The sequence below is a fragment of the Clostridium sp. C8-1-8 genome (assembly GCF_009928445.1).
GTDB lineage: Bacteria > Bacillota > Clostridia > Clostridiales > Clostridiaceae > Clostridium_AR.
In genome coordinates this window covers 96,616-114,057 of record NZ_JAABNO010000018.1, presented here as the reverse complement: position 1 = coordinate 114,057, position 17,442 = coordinate 96,616, and the positions used below count along the sequence as shown (strand labels likewise).

Sequence of the window (17,442 nt, the reverse complement as noted above, 5' to 3'; positions counted from 1 at the left end):
GCATCTGCCTTTTCTGAACGTATGTGAAGAAATTCTGGCAGGCGACTTAATTTTTTCTTTTTTTATTCTTTCTCCGATATATACATTTAAGATATCTGCACGTACTCATCAACGAATCTATCTAAAATATAACTTCAAAAAGAATAAAAAAAGAAGGATGTAAAATCCTTCTTATACTCCACCTTTAAATAGGTTTTGAAAATTATATTTTATGTTTTCTAGGAAGTTTGCTCTCTTTATGTCTCTATCAGCATACAACTCAACTGAACCTACTAGCTGTTCACCTAAAAAGAATTCACATTTTCCTACTGTCTCGCCCTTTTTATATTTAACTTTATCAGTATTTAAAGTTATCTTCTTAGCAATCTTGTCTGATGAACCTTTTTCACAAGTTATTATTGCATCATCTTTAGCTTTTGCTATAAAGAACTTTTCTCCGTTCTTACTCATACTTATCTTTTCCACATCTTGATCTTTTGCAAATATCTTTTTACTTTCAAATTTTGAAAAACCAAAGTTTAAAAGCATGCTAGCATCTCTGTTTCTTATCTTGAAGGTTGGTGCTCCCATTATTACTGATAGCATTCTTACTCCATCTCTTGTAGCTGTTGCTGAGATGCAGTACTTTGCATCGTTAGTAAATCCAGTCTTCAAGCCGTCACAACCTTTAAAAAATCTAACTAACTTATTATGATTTACTAGCTCTATAGGTGACTTTCTGCCCTCAGAAATATTATCCATATATGTACCAGTATACTTTAATATTTTAGGGTGCTTTAGTAATTCTCTTGACATTAGAGATATATCATAAGCAGTAGAAAGATGACCATCTGCTGGAAGTCCAGTACAGTTTTTAAAAGTTGTATCCTTCATTCCAAGCTCTTGAGCCTTTGCATTCATCATATTAACAAAGCTAGCTTCTGTACCTCCAAGATACTCAGCCATAGCAACTGCAGCATCATTTCCAGATGCTATTGCAATACCTTTAAGTATTTCCTCCACAGTTCTTATTTCACCAGTATCAAGAAGCATTGTGCTTCCACCCATTTTTTTAGCATTTTCACTAGCTGTGATCTTGTCGCTAAGCTTTATTTTTCCGCTATCCACAGCTTCCATGGCTAAAAGCATTGTCATTATTTTTGTTACAGATGCTGGAGCAAATTTTTCATGAGAGTTTTGCTCAAATAATATTTTTCCGCTTACAGCCTCCATAAGTATTGCTGACTTCGCTTCTACCTTTATTTGTTCTTCTGCAAATACAGGGAATGAAAATAGTCCTAAGAAGATAATTATTGATAATAGAAAACATATTAATTGATATTTATTTTTTTTCATCTTTACTCCTCCTTTCGACATTATTTTTACCAAAATAAAATAAATTATGAAAAAAAACATTAATCATATTCATATAAATATTTTTTCAAATATACCTTTCATAATGCATAAAAGGAAGATACAGAAAGTAAAAAAAAATAAACCCTAGGTAACCCTAAAGTTTATTTTTTACTCTTTAACATAAATCTAGCTGTATTACTAGGTAATAAAATTAATATTTTTTGCTCTGTTTAGCAACAATGTTGAAATTACAAAGACAACTAATTAAGGATGCCTTTAGTTAGTTTAATAAGAAGCCTCCGAAGTACCTTAATTTTCTATTTCTCTTTTTAAATAATGCCAAGCCCACCATATACATACTAATTCCCACCCTTGCTGTCCGTATTCAGTTAATGTTCTTGATGTTTTCTCTGCACCACCCCGTATGCAAACACATTTATACTCGTATTTTTTCATATAGATGCCTCCAGTTAAATTAATTCATTATAAATTACTATTTGTTAAATAACCTAATTATACACTATATGGATTATATTAACAATTAAACTTATCTTATTTTCAACAGTATTCTTAAACAGAGTCTTATTTTTAAATTCTTCTCTCAAAATACAGAGGAATCTTTAAAACAAATTTTGCTTTAAAGCTGCACATCTTTAGCTAGTGTATCACATTTAAACCACTAGGTTTAACCAATAAATAATTTTATAATTTTCTTAGATTTTAAAATTTTTATGCTCTTGGGTGAAAATTATTATAAGATATATTAACCTTATCTTTTGAAACATACTCAAAATATAAGTCCATATAATTCATTACATGAGTTCCCATAAGCTGCTGGACAGTCTTAGGGTGAGCGCCATTTTCCAATAGATGTATGGCAAATGAATGTCTTAAGGTGTTTAAGTTTATATCTTTTTCAATATTTGCTTTTTCACTGTATTCCTTAACTATTCTCCATATGCCTTGTCTTGTTAGTCCCTTGCCATTTAGATTTAAAAATAACATATGACTTTCTGTACTCAGCTTTCTTCTTTGTGGAAGATAATCAACCATTGCACTTCTTGCTGCTCTCCCAAAAGGGATTATTCTTTCTAACCCCTTACCGTCTTTGCAATTAATGAAATTTAAGTCTAGGTTCACATCTTCTAAGGTTAAAGAAATAGCCTCTGTTGCCTTTATACCGGTGCCGTAAAGCATCTCCAAAACTGCCCTATCCCTTATACCCTTTATATTGGTAGTGTCAATGGATTCAATAATCTGTTCAACCTCACTTATGGTCAATATAGGTCCTATATTCCTCTTTTCATTTCTATCTAGCTTCGGAAACTTTGGTATTTCCTTCACAAGATTTTTATCACTTAGAAACCTATAAAAACTTCTCAGCGCTATAATGCACCTCTCTATAGATTTTGTACTTTTAACATCAGATATAGCTTGTACATAATAATTCACTGAGTAATCATTATCAAAAGGTTCTACCTTGTTTTCTATAAGATAATTATAATATCCTACAATGTCAGTAACATAAGCCTCTACTGTGTTATTGCTTTTATTTTTAGCTATTAAGTTTTCTTTATATAAGTTAATAAATTCATTCATATCATAACATCCTATACATAAAATTTCTTAATTATTATTTTCATTAGGTTAGGAACTATATATGTTTCCAAGAAAATTCCAGCAACTAGAAATACCGCTGAAAACAAGTAGAAGTTAACATAACTAACTATTGCTTCATTTGACATAATTGATTTAGTAAATTTGCTTTTAAGCTTTGCCATAGAAAACTGTATTGAAAGACTACTACATATTATTATAAATGGAACAATTACAATATTTTGAGGAAGCAGCGCTATGAGAGCTAGTCCAATTCCTCTATTGCCAAGTACATTAACTAATAGCGAAAATGAAAATCCAATTAAAAAACCTTTTCCAAGAACTATAAGAAGAACAAAAGGTGCTCCTATAAAAATAAGTCCTAGAAGCAGTATTGAAACAAAAAATATTAAATTGTTTTTTACAGATTCTATTACCAAGTCCTTATAATTAATCTGCTTGTCACTAACCGAAGAAACAAAACTGTTAAAATAACTTGTAACATCACTTTTACTTGATTGGCTCATATACAAGGTCGAATACACACCTAAAATCAAACCAATTATAAAAGTAATTGTAATTATGATGTAAATCAGTTTATTTTCTCTTAAGTTTTCATTGATCTTATTAATAAATGCGTTCATCTTTTTATCCCCCTTTTTTTCCTTAATAAATATTATGTTCAAATCTTCAAAGATATACTTAAAGAAATTATGTAAATGGTGAATATAAGATGAACTTTTTCCTTACTTAAGATTTTATACATTTAAATATATAACCGATTGTAGTATATATTTTATAAAGCACTAAAGCTTATAAGAACTGAAGCGATGCAATAGTCTTGCCATCCTCAATTTTTCCTTCTCTTATCATTATTTTTAAGTCTTCTAAACTAAATTCTTTAAGATTAATAAACTCATCCTCATCAAATTCCGTGTTTCCTTTAGTTAATCCTGTAGCCTTATATATAGATATATATTCATCACAGAATCCAGGTGCGGTGGCTATTTTACCTAAGTACTGAATATCCTCACAGCTATATCCAGTTTCCTCTTTAAGCTCCCTTTTTGCAGCTTCCAAAGGATCTTCTCCTTTATTAAGCTTTCCCGCTGGAATCTCTAGCAATTCTTTCTCAACTGGCTTTCTAAATTGCTCAACTACTAGTATTTTTCCATCATCCTTAATAGCCACTATAGCAACTGCACCAGGATGCCTTACTATATCTCTATGCCCTTCCCTTCCATCAGGAAGAGTTACTTTCGTTCTTACAACTTTTATAAAATCTCCAGTATATTTTAATTCCTCTTCTAAAGTATTTTCATTCAAATTATATTCCATAATAAACCTCCATAACTGCTTAGCTATTATATAGACGCTCCACTTATTAAGCAATCTATATTGTCAAGTTGAAGTGCCTCATCTTTATAGAGTTCTTAATTCAACTATTAACATATACATGTCCTTCCCCTAAGAAGCTAAGCTTTTAGAGCAAGCATAAGTTACTAAATGTAATGAAACCCTATATACTTTTAAATTCAATAATATACCAGATATTCACAAAAGTAAACAGATTAAATCCTTCTAACTACATAGAAGCTTTTCTCAATTTATCATAATAATTGTTTCTCTTATTTAGCTCAAAACCATTAGCGGACAATATTTCTATTATAAACTTGTCAAAGGCCAATATTCCTGACTGCCTAAAGCTATCTATATATTTTTGTGAAAGATTTAAGATTTCATCCTCGCCATGATATAAATATAGATTTTCCGAATCCATTAGATAATCTACAATATCCTTTCCACTGAATAAATAATTATTAATCAGCGAAATAACATATTCTACATATTCTTCTGTACTAGCAGTATTCCTTATCAAAGAATCTGTAAAAGTTCCTCCTCCGACTACTACTCTTTTATTTGCTGCATTTAGTCCCTTCATATATATTTCTCTCCTTTATAAAATCTTCAATCTCATATATACCCATAGATAATTAAACTTCCCTAAAATAACTTTCTTTAGTGAATTTTTTTGCCATCTGCCTTTCCCCATGCATATGAAAAAAATTGGGCAGGCTCCATAATTTTTCTTTCTTATTCTTTCTGCCATAATCTATATTTAAGCTGTCGACACATACTTTTACATATATTTATATAAAATATAATTTCTTAAAGAATAAAAAAACTTCCTTTGATCTATCAATCATAAGGAAGCCATAATCTATTAATCTTATAGTCCCATATGAAATATGGTAGGTATTAGCACCACACCTTAGTAGGTTGCTGTAAGTTCATCGAGCCCATTCTCTCCCTTACTCTTTATAAGCAATCTTATTCAATTATAATTTTTCTTTATTACTCTTTATCATATATATGCCTTTAAGTCATATAAGCATATTTATTAACAACTTTATTTAAAATATACTTTTTTAAAACCAAAAATTAAAAACCTCTATCAAAAGATAAGAGGTATTGAAGACCAAAACCTACTTATCATTATTAGTTTTACCACCTTGCATTAAGCTGCAGGTTGGTGCCACGGTAATAGCGAGCTAATCCTCTTCCATGACTCTTGATAAATATTATTAACTTTTCTTAATTATATTATTTTTATACTAGTAAGTCAATAAAGTTATATAGCTTTTCAAATTATTAACAATTTATTATTATATCAACTATCTTATAAATCATATAAAATAGTTTTCAAATAATCTCAGTTTCTGAAGAAGCCCATCCATATATATTATTGATAGCCTTTAATAATCATACACTAACCTACTACTAAAAAACTACTTTATCTAGATTCATTACATAAAACATTAAAAATGAACTCTACGTTTCCACATGCAATAACAAGGATACTAATCATAAATTGAAAATTAAGCGATATTACATCAAAACCATATATAGTTTCTATGAGAAGGCATATTACTCCAAACCCTAACTTAATTAATTCTTTAATCAAATTGCAATCATAATATGATAACCGCTTCTTCATAATACTCCCCTTCTAGATAAAATTTCATTATTTATATATTAACTCTATTCCTCTTATAACCATATTATACAACTATATGCAAACAATATCACAAACTTCACTTCTTATGCAATCAGTTCTGAGTCTATCAAATTCCTTTGAATTAATTTATATAATAGTCTCATAATCCTTATTGATCTACTTTTAAAAGACTTTAATAATTAGGCTTCATTCAAAAACAATCCTTCTCACTACTCTTTCTTATCTATTCTTTTTTATAAATATCCCCAGTTTTAATTCAATGTTCTATTCAAAATATTACTATGATACTTCTTACAAATAAAAAGCCTTCTATAATCATATCTCTATGAAAATAGAAGGTTTTTATCAAAACTTTTTAAAGTTTATAAATCATAATTAAATATACTATAAGCTATTGTTATCTTATTGCAGCCTTATAAAACTTTATAATGAGTGTTATAGAACCAATTTATGTTTAGCTAACCTTATTCTTAAGTCTTAATTTATCTGCGACCATAGCAATAAATTCACTGTTTGTTGGCTTGCCTTTATCATTGTGAACAGTGTAGAACCGCTCCGTTGTGCCATTTATTTAAACTATTTAATCTACTCAAACTGTATAAATATTTCTTAATCAGTTGGTATATATCTTTACAATTTATTGGTATATGAATATTATACTTTATAATATCTTACCTTGTAAAGTTACTATACTATATTTTACATTAAAACTATTAAATAAATTATATTTTAAACAATATATCATTTACGAGTATATTACTTAAGATATAATTTATAAAAATCCCTTCATATTATATGTATTCTTTTTCTGCACCTTGTCCATAATCATAAGTGATGTGAATTATATGAAATCTAAAAATAGTTTTATAACAATAGATGCTAACATAAAAATAGCTACAATACTTTTGCTTGTAATTGTAGCTTCAATAATATATAAATAACTAAAAGGTACAACTTTCTATGCTAAAACCAGTTCTAATTTATTAACATTTTTTTACTTGTTTTAAAAAAAATAACTTTTTGTCTGTTTACATTTATACTCAAAAGAAGTATCATATTTATATTGGATATCCAAAAAAAAATTTTTTTTATAGGAGATGTGTTATGAAAAAAATTATAACTTCCATAATAATAGCAAGTACATTAACACTTAGTCTTAATAGCGTTGCATATGCAAAAACAATTGATAGTTCTCAACAATCTACTTCAATCGCACAATCTTCCCAGAATTCTAACTATGAGAAGATAATGGATTCTGTCGATAAATATATCGAAAAGCTACCTAAATCAAAATTAGACGAGTTATCAAAGGATCCAAAACAATTTGTTGAACATGACAAATTCTTAAAAGATCAACTATCAAAATTACCTTCTAATATTCAAAGTGCTTTTTATCCATCAGTTAAAGAATTCTACTCCACTCATTCACCTTCAGATGGCTCAAATACTAATGGCGTAATGAAACCATATATGAACACAGATCCTGGATTATGGTTACTTGAAGCTGAATTGCTTATCGCTGGATATCTTAATGTTCAAGTTGATGTAAGCTACCACGCTGCTCAAGAAGCAATAGCAGATTCACTATCAGAAGAAACAGTTGCTGAAGCAATGGAGGATGGTCGTCACTATGAAGACTTATTTACTGATGCTAGAATTATTTGGGACAAGACTAGAGACATAGCAGTAGTTGTTGATAAAGAAGTCAATAATGTAATTACTATATATAAAAATGTAGATTTTGGTAAAACATGGAGATGGGGTACCAGCAATTGGAGGTGGTAATATTATTAATTTTAAAAACACAAAAAAAGTAATTGATAAATGGGATCCATTCAAACTTATAGACTTTACAACTCCAAACGAATACGACAGAGAAATAAAAAGAATCGTTGACCTCGCCAATTCTAATCAAGATATTAGTACAGAAATACTAGGACAAATTATATTTGACGTTTTCAATTTTAGTTTTTCTGGAATTTTTAGACAAACTGAATCTGACTGCTTAGAAATAGCTAAGCAAATAATTCAGCTCTAAAACCAAAGTTCAAACTATAATTCATATTCTGACTGCAATATGCAAAGTAATTATATATTTCTTGAATATAATAATATTGACTATTGCATATTGAACCCAATAATGGATACAGTCAACAAATGGATTATATCCAGCACAAAAGGTCAATAAATAGCATTTGTTTTATTATATAATAAGCTATTTATTGACCTAATAAATGCTCATAGAATGACAGCTCTATTAAGCTATCCCATTTATGACCATATTTCTCAGTCTTTTTATTATTGTATTTCTGTTTCTTCATATATTATGCTTGAACTGCTTGTTGTACATTATTTAACTTACTTTGTAGTTGCATATTAGACTGTTGTAAATCCTGTACCTGAGCCTGAAGCTGATTATTGCTTTGTTGTAATTGAGCTTGTAGAGTCTTATCTTGCTCAGATTGATGAGGTAGAATACAACATACTTCATTTATAGTCGCATCAACAAACTCTTTCACCGCATCAGTCTCTTCTATACCTAAATCTTTTAGCATATTTGATACTTGTTGCTTAACTACAGCATTTCTAGCATCCTTATCCAGCTTATTGGCTTGATATAATTGCTCAGCATTTTTAGTATACTTTACCGCAACTTTTTCTACTAAATCCATAGCGTTAACTATCTTATTATCAGGAAATATTGACTTCGCTATGTTTATTCCTTCTCCAGCAACATTCTCTATTTCTTCTGCTGTATCAATTACTTTCTCAACATTTACACCTTTCTTCTCTAAGTAGCTCACTACCAAAGCGGAAATTGAAATTAAGCAACTTACCATTAATAAAACATCTATAATTATTTCTATATTCATATATATACATCTCCTTGTAATTTAAAATTTATTTTGTTGATGAGGTGGATAGTATCGACCACACCGAGTGACACAGAACTAATCAAAGATATCGCTAAGAACGATAACAATGTCCACAATGTACACACCGTACACCAAACTCAATACCATTTCGGTAACCAGTTAATCGCGAAATCGCTAAAAACTCAATCGGAATTATCTATCGAGATTACTCGGAAAACTCCGAAAAACTATTCAAAAAATGAATGTTGGGACAGCCCCAATATTCGAGTATCAGAGATTACTCAATCGCTTTGGGAAATCCCAAAATATAAACGATAGCGAAATCGCAAACATCAATTTAAACTCATTGGTATTTCCCCAATCAGTTATAGTCCTCCACGCCACACTACAAACCCTGTCTTTTTACATGCTCTTTTATTAGCATCTACACCATTATATATAACTACCATTCTATTTCCTAAATCAGCTATAGCTTCAGCTTCTTCATGTGGATCAATAATCCCAATTTGATTAGTTAAATTATAATCATTATAAACTCTTTCTTCACTATTTCCATTTCTCCAAACCTTAGCCATATAATCACCTTCTACATTATTATTTTGTGTTACTGTATTAACTTGTGCTTGACCATTCTTTATATTATCCAAAGGAAAATTAATACCAGGGCAATCTGTTTGCCATAACTCCCTATGTCCATAACTAGGCATATTTCCATATAAACCTTGCAAGTATGCTTTAACTTCTAAGCAAGCCTGTAATTGAGTTGCTGGCATTTGTTCAGACATATATTTACCTTCACAACACACTCCAATACTATTGTAATTTGCAGTAGGACAGTGACTTCCCCTCCAACCAAATTGTCTTCCTTGATATACTGATCCATCTTTCCTAATAAACAAATGATACCCTATACCAGCCCATCCATTAGCAAGATGCCAACTATGTATATCTTCTACAGTGCAACTTGAAGCATCAGCATTATGCCATACTATTTTGTTAGGCTTGTTTTCACCATCAGTGAAAGTACCATTCCAAGCAAAATTATTTTGTATTATATTCAACCTAAACATCTCCTATCTAAATATCTTGTCTTTTATACCTTTTATATCTTCTTTTATATCTTCAACTATATTGAACTTCTCAGTTAGCTTTACAATTATATTTTGATTTTCTGTTATAGTTTCGTTTAACTTTTGCTCTCTATCCTTAGTAGTTTTTAATACATATATCAGTAAAAATACAAAAAGCGCATAGCCAAGACCTTGACTAATCGCTGCTTTCATTAGTTCATCCATTTCACTTCACTCCTTCCTTGGCAAAATAATAAAAGCCACCCCTTTAACGGAAGCGACTAATTATACTTAATATTAAATTGTTCAGCTTGTTTTTTCTCTAGTTGCTTAGTTTCTAAATTCACCTTATAATTACCTCGAATAATTTCATTTAGAAAACTATTTTCTTGATCTATATTTTCTAAGCTAAAAGATAAAGAATCTTAAATCAACTTCATTTCTTCAGCTCTCACACCGAAAACACTATCAAAGATTTGCTCTGTGCTACTTACAATGCAAGGAGCCGTAATTTCTCCATCCTTTTTATAATATGTTATGTATATCATGTTCTCCCCTCCTACTTTTGACCTATAACCATCCAGTGCACATTTATTTGTCCATCTGTAACCCAAGTATCACTTCCATTTTGTACTAATTTATGGGTTACTCCACCTTTAAGCACAAGCTGATTATTCTCTATGTAATAACTATTCAAATAAAATTCTCCTAGAGCGTTGTAGCTATTTCTGTATGTGCCTATAATACTTACTTTTATTGTTTTAAAGCTACAATTATTAAAAGCATCATCCAAATTAATCCTTACTTCTTGATTGGTAGTTATCCACACATTTCCCCATTGGACATTAGTAGCAGCATAATAGTATTTATCACCTACTTTGTGCAAGAAATCCCCTTTAGCAGAAACATCTTTATACAAAGTTATTGGATAAGCATTTCCCAGCGCTCCCATGTCGAACTCAACATAATCTTCACTTGTGTTTTGTCCTGTTGGTAGAGTTCCTGTAATTTTAGATATAGCAATAAATTTTTCAGAAGGTGCCATTATAGCAATTCCACTTTTGCTTGTGTCTGTGTTATAATATCCACTTGTTACTCTTCCAACTTCTTCGTTTTCAGCACTATTAAAATTAAAGAATTTTATAATTTGATTTACCATTTTAATAGCTTTTTTACCGTTGTAATCATATGTTGTAAGACTTCCACCACCTAAATCTAGCCTAAATGTGCCATCAAGAGATTGTATTACTCCAGTTCTAACCATATTACCATTTATAGTACCATCAATCATAATAGCAACATTGGGAGGATTATTAAAACCATTAGAATATCCTAAAAGTCCATCCTTAGTTAGTTGTAACCCTTCGGTTGCGGTAGCTTTATCCTTAGTATTCATAGCAAGTATTTCATTCTGTTTACAAACAACATAGCTATTACTTAAACCAGATTTCATTTGTTCATATGCTTGAGATAGGAAACCACTTTGAGGATCTTTGAACTGATTTATAGTATTTATAACTTTATTTATTGTAGCTATATTACTTTGAACTGCATAGTTGCTTAGTGTAATACTAGTATGCTCCTGTCTTAATACATTCCAGTATCTTTCTACTGCTCTAACCTTAATGTTTATATCAAAGTTTTCTTCGTACACATTTACAAAGTCACCTAGGTTTATTCTCTCTAGTACTGCATAATTCTTATATTCCTCTGTTTTACTAAGTTCAACAAAATTAATTTTATATTGAGCTTTTAATATATCAACCTTATCTACACTAAATTTCTTTTGCGCTTCTTCAAGTAATCTTTGCTTTGCTATTGCTTCAGTTATCCCATTTTCTTCATCTACTCCAATATTAAATTGAATTTCAGCAGACTTGATCTTTGAGTAATTGCTGATGTAAGGCGAATCAATATATTTAGCATCAATAGTTAGCCCATTATTGCCCTTTGGATATATTCTAGTAATCACTGTATCTATATCAGTGTAAGCTTCAAACCCAGTTAAATTCTTTCTACTTCTTATGCTTACTCCATTGTCATAACCTATCTGATTATTAATAGTAATATTATATTGTCTTCTAGCTACTTCTCCACCTAGAGTATTTAAGAAACTATTATCGGAATCAAAAATAGCATTATAAATACTTTTATTTAAAAAATAGCTTGTACCTTCATTTGTAATATTACTATTATAAGTAAAATCCGAGTTAGGATTAGTGGTATGAGTAAATAACCAATCTAAGAAGTGATATCCATTTTGTCCTGTTGGTCTTACATCTTCAAGCCACATATCATTGGTATCATATGTTATATGCCTAGCATAAATTTCTATCCTACCATTTAATGTCTTAGTCAACTTGGCAATTCTAAATACTTCATCTCCATATATATCACCACATTTAATAATAGTTTCTTGCTCTATATACTCATGTCTATTATGTTCTTGATCTATTATAAATGTTGCATTTAATCCATACTCCCCGTTCATTTTCTCAGTTATTCTTGCATTTAAGCATATGGTGTCAAGTACTGCTAATCCATTTGTATTAATCACCGTATTTTTATTTGCCAATTTATCATAAATATTTATCAATATATCACCTCATCTTCTATTTATTTTTAGACATAAAAAAAGAACCTAGATTTTACTCTAAGTTCTTAATTTTGATTGCAATATTTTTCTACCTGTATTCATCAATTTTCAAAAAATATTATTAACTTATTACTTCCTAAATTAATTATCATCTACAGAATTCAAGCTATTAGCTTTATTATAATCAACATGGAAATATCCCAATATTGCTTTATCAATACTTTTAGATGGATTGAGATCATTAAAGTACTCTTTAAGATCGCCAAGTTCTGCATTTGAAGAATCAGCAATTCGTTTTTGATAATCATTATAGCAATTATGTAATACTATGCTTATAACTATAATTATAACTAAAGATATTATTCCAGAAACTTTAAGAGACTTATTGATATCCATTTTTAATTTCAAAGTTAAAGCCAATAAAAAGATAAAAGCTATAATAATGAATGTGAATATAAGACTTGCCCAAAACTCCAAATGTTGGTGTAAAATAAAATAGCTAAACGAACTTGTTTTATTCATATATTTCCCCCTTATCTATTAAAATTCTATTAAATTTAAATAAGTATTACCAATATATATAATTATATTAAGAATATACATGTTTTTCAATCGTTTTTAATAATATTTTTAATTATATTAAAACCAATATTATATTTTAAATGAAATGGTTGTGTTTTTCTACCATAAAACTTTTATTTCATAGCATTAAAAAAGACTCTGAAATTAATCAGAGTCTTTTGATATGTATATTTTATAAAATTATTATATATAGTAAAAAGCCCATTGAAAAATCCAACAGGCTTATACCGATGTCTTCTGTACAAGAAGTCATCTATCACATTTTATTATATTATGAGTTCAACTAGGAACTCGATCAAACATCATTATGATATTATAATATCATGTATCTAAAATTTATGCAATAGTTTTTTACTATTTTATACCACATTTTTTAATAGCTGTTGATATAGAATCTAATATTTCTCCACGAACCTTACCTATGGTAGAATCAAAATCTACTCTTGCCATACTTATTGGCACTATTCTATGAATATTAATCCATCTGGATTTTTTTACTGTAAAATTATCAACTCTATTTACTTTTACATGATAATCTTTTATTTCTTTAGGTTTTTTACTTGATAAAGGTGCTACTACAAAGCCATCAGATATATTTTTTAAGATTAAAGCAGGATGCTTACCACCAAATTCATGACCTATATTAAAGCCAAATTCAACCCAAATTACAGATCCTCGTTTTAGTACTAAAGCTTCTGCCAAACTCTTTACTTCAGATTCTAAAATTTCTTTATTTACATCAAGCTTATACATAAAATCCGCATCAGAAATTTTAATTTTAACATATAATTTTTCAATAAGTTTTTGAATATCTAATTTAAGTTTTTTATATACATAACTGTTTATGGTTGATGGTATAATATTTTTAGGAATTTTTATATCATTTTCTTTTAATATCATATCTATCTTTATTGTAGTCCAAGATAAAAAATTATATGTTTGTTTTAGACTTTTTGTATTAGATATATCCATGTGTTCGGTATATTTACTTATGGATTTTATGGTATTTCCAAGCTGGCTATAAACGTCTGTGATTGTTCTTACTTTTGTTGTCGATTCCGTTTCAGAAAGCTCTACAATTTCATGTTCTGAAAGCTCAGTTTCTATATCACAGATATCTGTTGTTTTCTTTGTTTCAATGGAATCTTCCTCCATCTCCCTCACTCCTCTCACAAATACTTGTCCATTATACCACAATATGTAATATAATTAAATATATTGTAAGAGAATGAAGAAATTTGTATCTAAGTAACAAAGAGTTCAAAACTGCAAAACTTACAATTTCAAACTCTCTGAATCTCTTTAATACTCTGTTTTACTACTGTTTTCAAAATCAATTTTCTAAAATCTTATCATAAAATATCTGTTTTATATTGGGTGGTTATGTCGTAATATTTTTCTAGTATAAATTAACTCATTGGATTTTTTACCTTAACAAAACCTCCACCAACACTCATGCCAATTTTATTTGTTGCACTTGCAGATAGTGCTCCGTTATCTACGCCGTACTGTATACCAAATGTTAAATCTGTAGTATATCGATAATATCCATTTGTGATAACTGTGGCATAATTGCCCGTTGCTGTATCCCCAATTGTATAACCAGCAAATATATTAGCACTATCTGTATTCAACATTTTACGAATTTTTGTAATATCTCCATCGAAACACACCAATGTTCCAGCAGGGATAACTGCTCCAGTATTATTCAGTAAGTGCTTTGTATATTCTGTATATAATGCTGATGAATTTGTTGCAAAATATGTTGTTGTACTACTTGGTACTTGAGTTGAACCGCTAACTATACATTGAATTGTTAAAGCGTTTGTACAATATATATTTCCATCAAGAAAACAGTTTTTAATATAAACCTTGTCATTTTGAATACTATTAAGCCCCTCACATCTTACAGAACCATATTGTTTAGAGACTAATTCACAATCTTCCAAAATATGAAGCATTGGTTTCGTAAATCCAGTATTATTATGAACGCTCCATGCAGCCCCACCAGCAGCATTTGCAACAAACTTACATCTTGTGAATTTAGCATAAGAACCACTAGAGGCACCTTCAATCCACGCTCCTGGGGATGTCCATACTCCACTATAGTCTAGATTATTTGCAATTCTATAATTAATAACATCTTGGTTTCCATAATGTTCTAAATAACAATTGTCAACTATTTGCGTCCAATCTTTATAAAAGTTCGCCGACTCTGAGTGTATTACGTATCTCATATTTCTTGCCGTTATGGTTAAATTTTTAATTGTATTTGACTGTTGTAGATTGATAGTTGATATGTTTGTTATATCTGTATCATTTGCAGTATTAGGTAATGAACCGTTAATTACAACATTTTCTCTTACCCCACTATAGCCAATAAGATTAACGTAATTTGGAATATATCCAGAAATATTCTCGTTATAAACACCATCATGAATATATACATTTACTTGATTATTTACAGTCTGATCTGTCAACGATGCAATAGCAGATGAGATAGTTGTAAAATTCCCTGTACCATCTTGTTTTACATGAATCTCTGTATATTTTACCAATCCAGAACCAGTCGCATAACCTTGAAGATCTTGTGCAGAAGCATAATCAGTGAGGTTATCAATTTTTCTTTTATATACCACATTATAAGGCTGAAATGTAGAAGGTAAGGTTCCTTCTACCAACATAATTGTATTATGAGATAAATTTGTTGCTATTGTCAAATATAGACAGCAATCCTGCGTTGTTGTAAAACTACCATTAGTAATAATATCTGATAGCTTTGCAATTTTATTACCATTTGAATCACCTATAAAAGTATATGTTCCCTGATATTTGCTTAATGAATATGTCGTATTTGCCTTTAGTTTTATAGCTGGAAAATTTCCTAAGTTTGTTCCAGTTCCACTGCTATTAACAATAGTAGTGCTAGGGCATGTGTAGTAATTGTCGTTTACTAAAGCAGCATCATTATACATATTATAATATGTTTTCACAAAAGATGTTTTTGCTTCTGTTATAGAACCGTCATTGGGTTGATAGTTTGATAATTGCGTTTGTGTAACATAGTTAAGCAAGTTGCTTATATCTCTTTTATAAACAACGCCATATGATTGAAATGTAGAAGGTAATGAACCTTCAACTATCATTATAGTACTATGTGAAAGTGAAGTGTTAACTGTGAAATATAAATAACATTCTTGTGTGGTTGTAAAAGAACCTCCACTTGTTGAAAACGATAATGTTGAAATCCAGTTCATACTTGCATCTCCAAGATAACAATATCCACTTGTCTGTCGGCTAATACTATATGTAGTATTAGCTTTTAAATGTATCGCAGCGTGTTTTGATAAATTGCTTCCACCACTATTAGAAATTATAGCAGAGCCACTTAAACTATAATATCCTGTAGTTATACTTGAATCATTATACATATTATAATATGAATTTATAAAAGTTGTCATAGCCTCATTAACTGAGTTAAATGCAATTCCCGTACTTTGGTAAGTTCCACCTCTAGTCCATGTGCTTCCATTCCAATAATACCAACCACCATCTGCCGAAATTACATATGTTTTTGTTTTACCAGAAGTAGTGTTTGCATTTGCATCAGATTGCAAAGCGGTCAAAGTTAAAAATACATTAGCTGGACTTCCACTTGCTAATGATTGTATTTGATTTGTATGTACTGATATAGCGTTAGCATTATTGGCTATGCTTGTATTTAAACTATTAATTTGAGTCTGTTTATCTGCTAATTGTGTTGTATGTGATGCCAATTGCGTTCTGTTATTTTTTATAGCTTCAGAAAGACTTGATTCTGTTATTCCATTCGCAGATAAATTGCCTATTTTATTTGTATTTGATGTTAGTTGACTAGCATATTCAGCATTTAACCCATCATACTTGCCTTGAAACTGCTGATCCCATCCGTTTAACTTGGTTATTCCTTCGGTTAGTGCTGTAAATTCATTTGTGCTCTCTATTGCACTATCATTTCTTATGCTTGCAAGTACATTAATCATAAACACCTTACTACTTAGTACGCTATTGTCTGTTCCGTAAATATCCAACTCACATTGTAATTCTCCTACAACTGCTAAGGCTTGAGATGTCAATTCTACTAATACCTTACCGTTTGTTGCATCTGTTATTTGTACATTATTAAAAATGATAGTATTATCAACTTTTAAAGCAAATATCTTTACTGTATGTCCAGTTAAATCTACTGCTACTCCATTATTCGTTAGTGTAAATTCTATGTATCTACTTTTTATATCGTTTTGTTTTGCGTCTATTCTTGTATATATTTCATTATTCAAATCGAATATTATTTTCCTAGTTATATTCAAATCATATCATCTCCTTGTA

Annotated in this window: 17 protein-coding genes, 1 pseudogene and 1 riboswitch; of the genes and pseudogenes, 2 read left to right on the top strand and 16 right to left on the bottom strand. The window is 29.7% G+C overall.

The window, feature by feature from the left end:
• Positions 1 to 171: 171 nt before the first annotated feature.
• The 8 genes and pseudogenes from GXK57_RS17395 to GXK57_RS17365 all read right to left on the bottom strand — a co-directional run.
• A complete protein-coding gene (locus GXK57_RS17395) occupies positions 172 to 1,335 on the bottom strand; it encodes a D-alanyl-D-alanine carboxypeptidase family protein (RefSeq protein ID WP_160678797.1) in 1,164 nt (387 codons plus the stop codon).
• A 309-nt stretch (positions 1,336 to 1,644) separates the two neighbouring features.
• A complete protein-coding gene (locus tag GXK57_RS26375; protein WP_202127740.1) occupies positions 1,645 to 1,791 on the bottom strand; it encodes a hypothetical protein in 147 nt (48 codons plus the stop codon).
• A 273-nt stretch (positions 1,792 to 2,064) separates the two neighbouring features.
• Positions 2,065 to 2,934: a tyrosine-type recombinase/integrase gene (locus tag GXK57_RS17390; protein WP_160678795.1), complete on the bottom strand. Its 870-nt coding sequence runs from the start codon at positions 2,932 to 2,934 to the stop codon at positions 2,065 to 2,067.
• Between the two features lie 11 nt (positions 2,935 to 2,945).
• A complete protein-coding gene (spoIIM, locus tag GXK57_RS17385; RefSeq protein WP_160678793.1) occupies positions 2,946 to 3,575 on the bottom strand; it encodes a stage II sporulation protein M in 630 nt (209 codons plus the stop codon).
• 169 nt (positions 3,576 to 3,744) lie between these two features.
• Positions 3,745 to 4,269, bottom strand: a complete 525-nt coding sequence (locus tag GXK57_RS17380; RefSeq protein ID WP_160678791.1) for an NUDIX hydrolase — start codon at positions 4,267 to 4,269, stop codon at positions 3,745 to 3,747.
• A 247-nt stretch (positions 4,270 to 4,516) separates the two neighbouring features.
• Entirely contained in the window at positions 4,517 to 4,873 is a 357-nt protein-coding gene (locus tag GXK57_RS17375) for a hypothetical protein (RefSeq protein WP_160678789.1), read from the bottom strand.
• A 285-nt stretch (positions 4,874 to 5,158) separates the two neighbouring features.
• A riboswitch (SAM riboswitch) is annotated at positions 5,159 to 5,259 on the bottom strand.
• A 466-nt stretch (positions 5,260 to 5,725) separates the two neighbouring features.
• Positions 5,726 to 5,929, bottom strand: a complete 204-nt coding sequence (locus GXK57_RS17370) for a hypothetical protein (protein ID WP_160678787.1) — start codon at positions 5,927 to 5,929, stop codon at positions 5,726 to 5,728.
• Positions 5,930 to 6,404: 475 nt separating this feature from the next.
• Positions 6,405 to 6,582 (bottom strand): annotated as a pseudogene (locus GXK57_RS17365) (sporulation initiation factor Spo0A C-terminal domain-containing protein); the annotation flags it as partial.
• A gap of 472 nt (positions 6,583 to 7,054) precedes the next feature.
• Here GXK57_RS17365 and GXK57_RS17360 point away from each other — a divergent pair.
• Together GXK57_RS17360 and GXK57_RS17355 are read left to right on the top strand one after the other, a co-directional pair.
• Complete coding sequence (locus GXK57_RS17360) at positions 7,055 to 7,735, top strand: hypothetical protein (RefSeq protein WP_160678785.1); 681 nt, start codon at positions 7,055 to 7,057, stop codon at positions 7,733 to 7,735.
• On the top strand, positions 7,692 to 7,988 hold the full coding sequence (locus tag GXK57_RS17355) for a DUF1871 family protein (RefSeq protein WP_160678783.1): 297 nt from the start codon (positions 7,692 to 7,694) through the stop codon (positions 7,986 to 7,988). The genes GXK57_RS17360 and GXK57_RS17355 overlap by 44 nt, the downstream gene beginning before the upstream one ends.
• A 286-nt stretch (positions 7,989 to 8,274) precedes the next feature.
• Here the strand turns inward: GXK57_RS17355 and GXK57_RS17350 are convergent, their stop codons facing one another.
• The 8 genes from GXK57_RS17350 to GXK57_RS17320 form a co-directional block, all read right to left on the bottom strand.
• A complete protein-coding gene (locus GXK57_RS17350) occupies positions 8,275 to 8,823 on the bottom strand; it encodes a hypothetical protein (RefSeq protein WP_160678781.1) in 549 nt (182 codons plus the stop codon).
• Between the two features lie 368 nt (positions 8,824 to 9,191).
• Positions 9,192 to 9,887 (bottom strand): peptidoglycan recognition family protein, encoded by a 696-nt coding sequence (locus GXK57_RS17345; RefSeq protein WP_160678779.1) that lies wholly within the window; start codon positions 9,885 to 9,887, stop codon positions 9,192 to 9,194.
• A 12-nt stretch (positions 9,888 to 9,899) separates the two neighbouring features.
• The gene (locus tag GXK57_RS17340; RefSeq protein WP_160678777.1) at positions 9,900 to 10,121 is read right to left on the bottom strand and encodes a BhlA/UviB family holin-like peptide; all 222 of its coding nucleotides are present in this window, start codon (positions 10,119 to 10,121) and stop codon (positions 9,900 to 9,902) included.
• Between the two features lie 200 nt (positions 10,122 to 10,321).
• Positions 10,322 to 10,444, bottom strand: a complete 123-nt coding sequence (locus GXK57_RS26905) for a hypothetical protein (RefSeq protein WP_279285515.1) — start codon at positions 10,442 to 10,444, stop codon at positions 10,322 to 10,324.
• Between the two features lie 11 nt (positions 10,445 to 10,455).
• The gene (locus GXK57_RS17335; protein ID WP_160678775.1) at positions 10,456 to 12,492 is read right to left on the bottom strand and encodes a phage tail spike protein; all 2,037 of its coding nucleotides are present in this window, start codon (positions 12,490 to 12,492) and stop codon (positions 10,456 to 10,458) included.
• Positions 12,493 to 12,633: 141 nt separating this feature from the next.
• Entirely contained in the window at positions 12,634 to 13,014 is a 381-nt protein-coding gene (locus GXK57_RS17330) for a hypothetical protein (RefSeq protein WP_160678773.1), read from the bottom strand.
• 414 nt (positions 13,015 to 13,428) lie between these two features.
• Entirely contained in the window at positions 13,429 to 14,229 is an 801-nt protein-coding gene (locus tag GXK57_RS17325) for a type II toxin-antitoxin system PemK/MazF family toxin (RefSeq protein ID WP_160678771.1), read from the bottom strand.
• Positions 14,230 to 14,483: 254 nt separating this feature from the next.
• Positions 14,484 to 17,423 (bottom strand): BppU family phage baseplate upper protein, encoded by a 2,940-nt coding sequence (locus tag GXK57_RS17320; RefSeq protein ID WP_160678769.1) that lies wholly within the window; start codon positions 17,421 to 17,423, stop codon positions 14,484 to 14,486.
• Between the last annotated feature and the right edge of the window lie 19 nt (positions 17,424 to 17,442).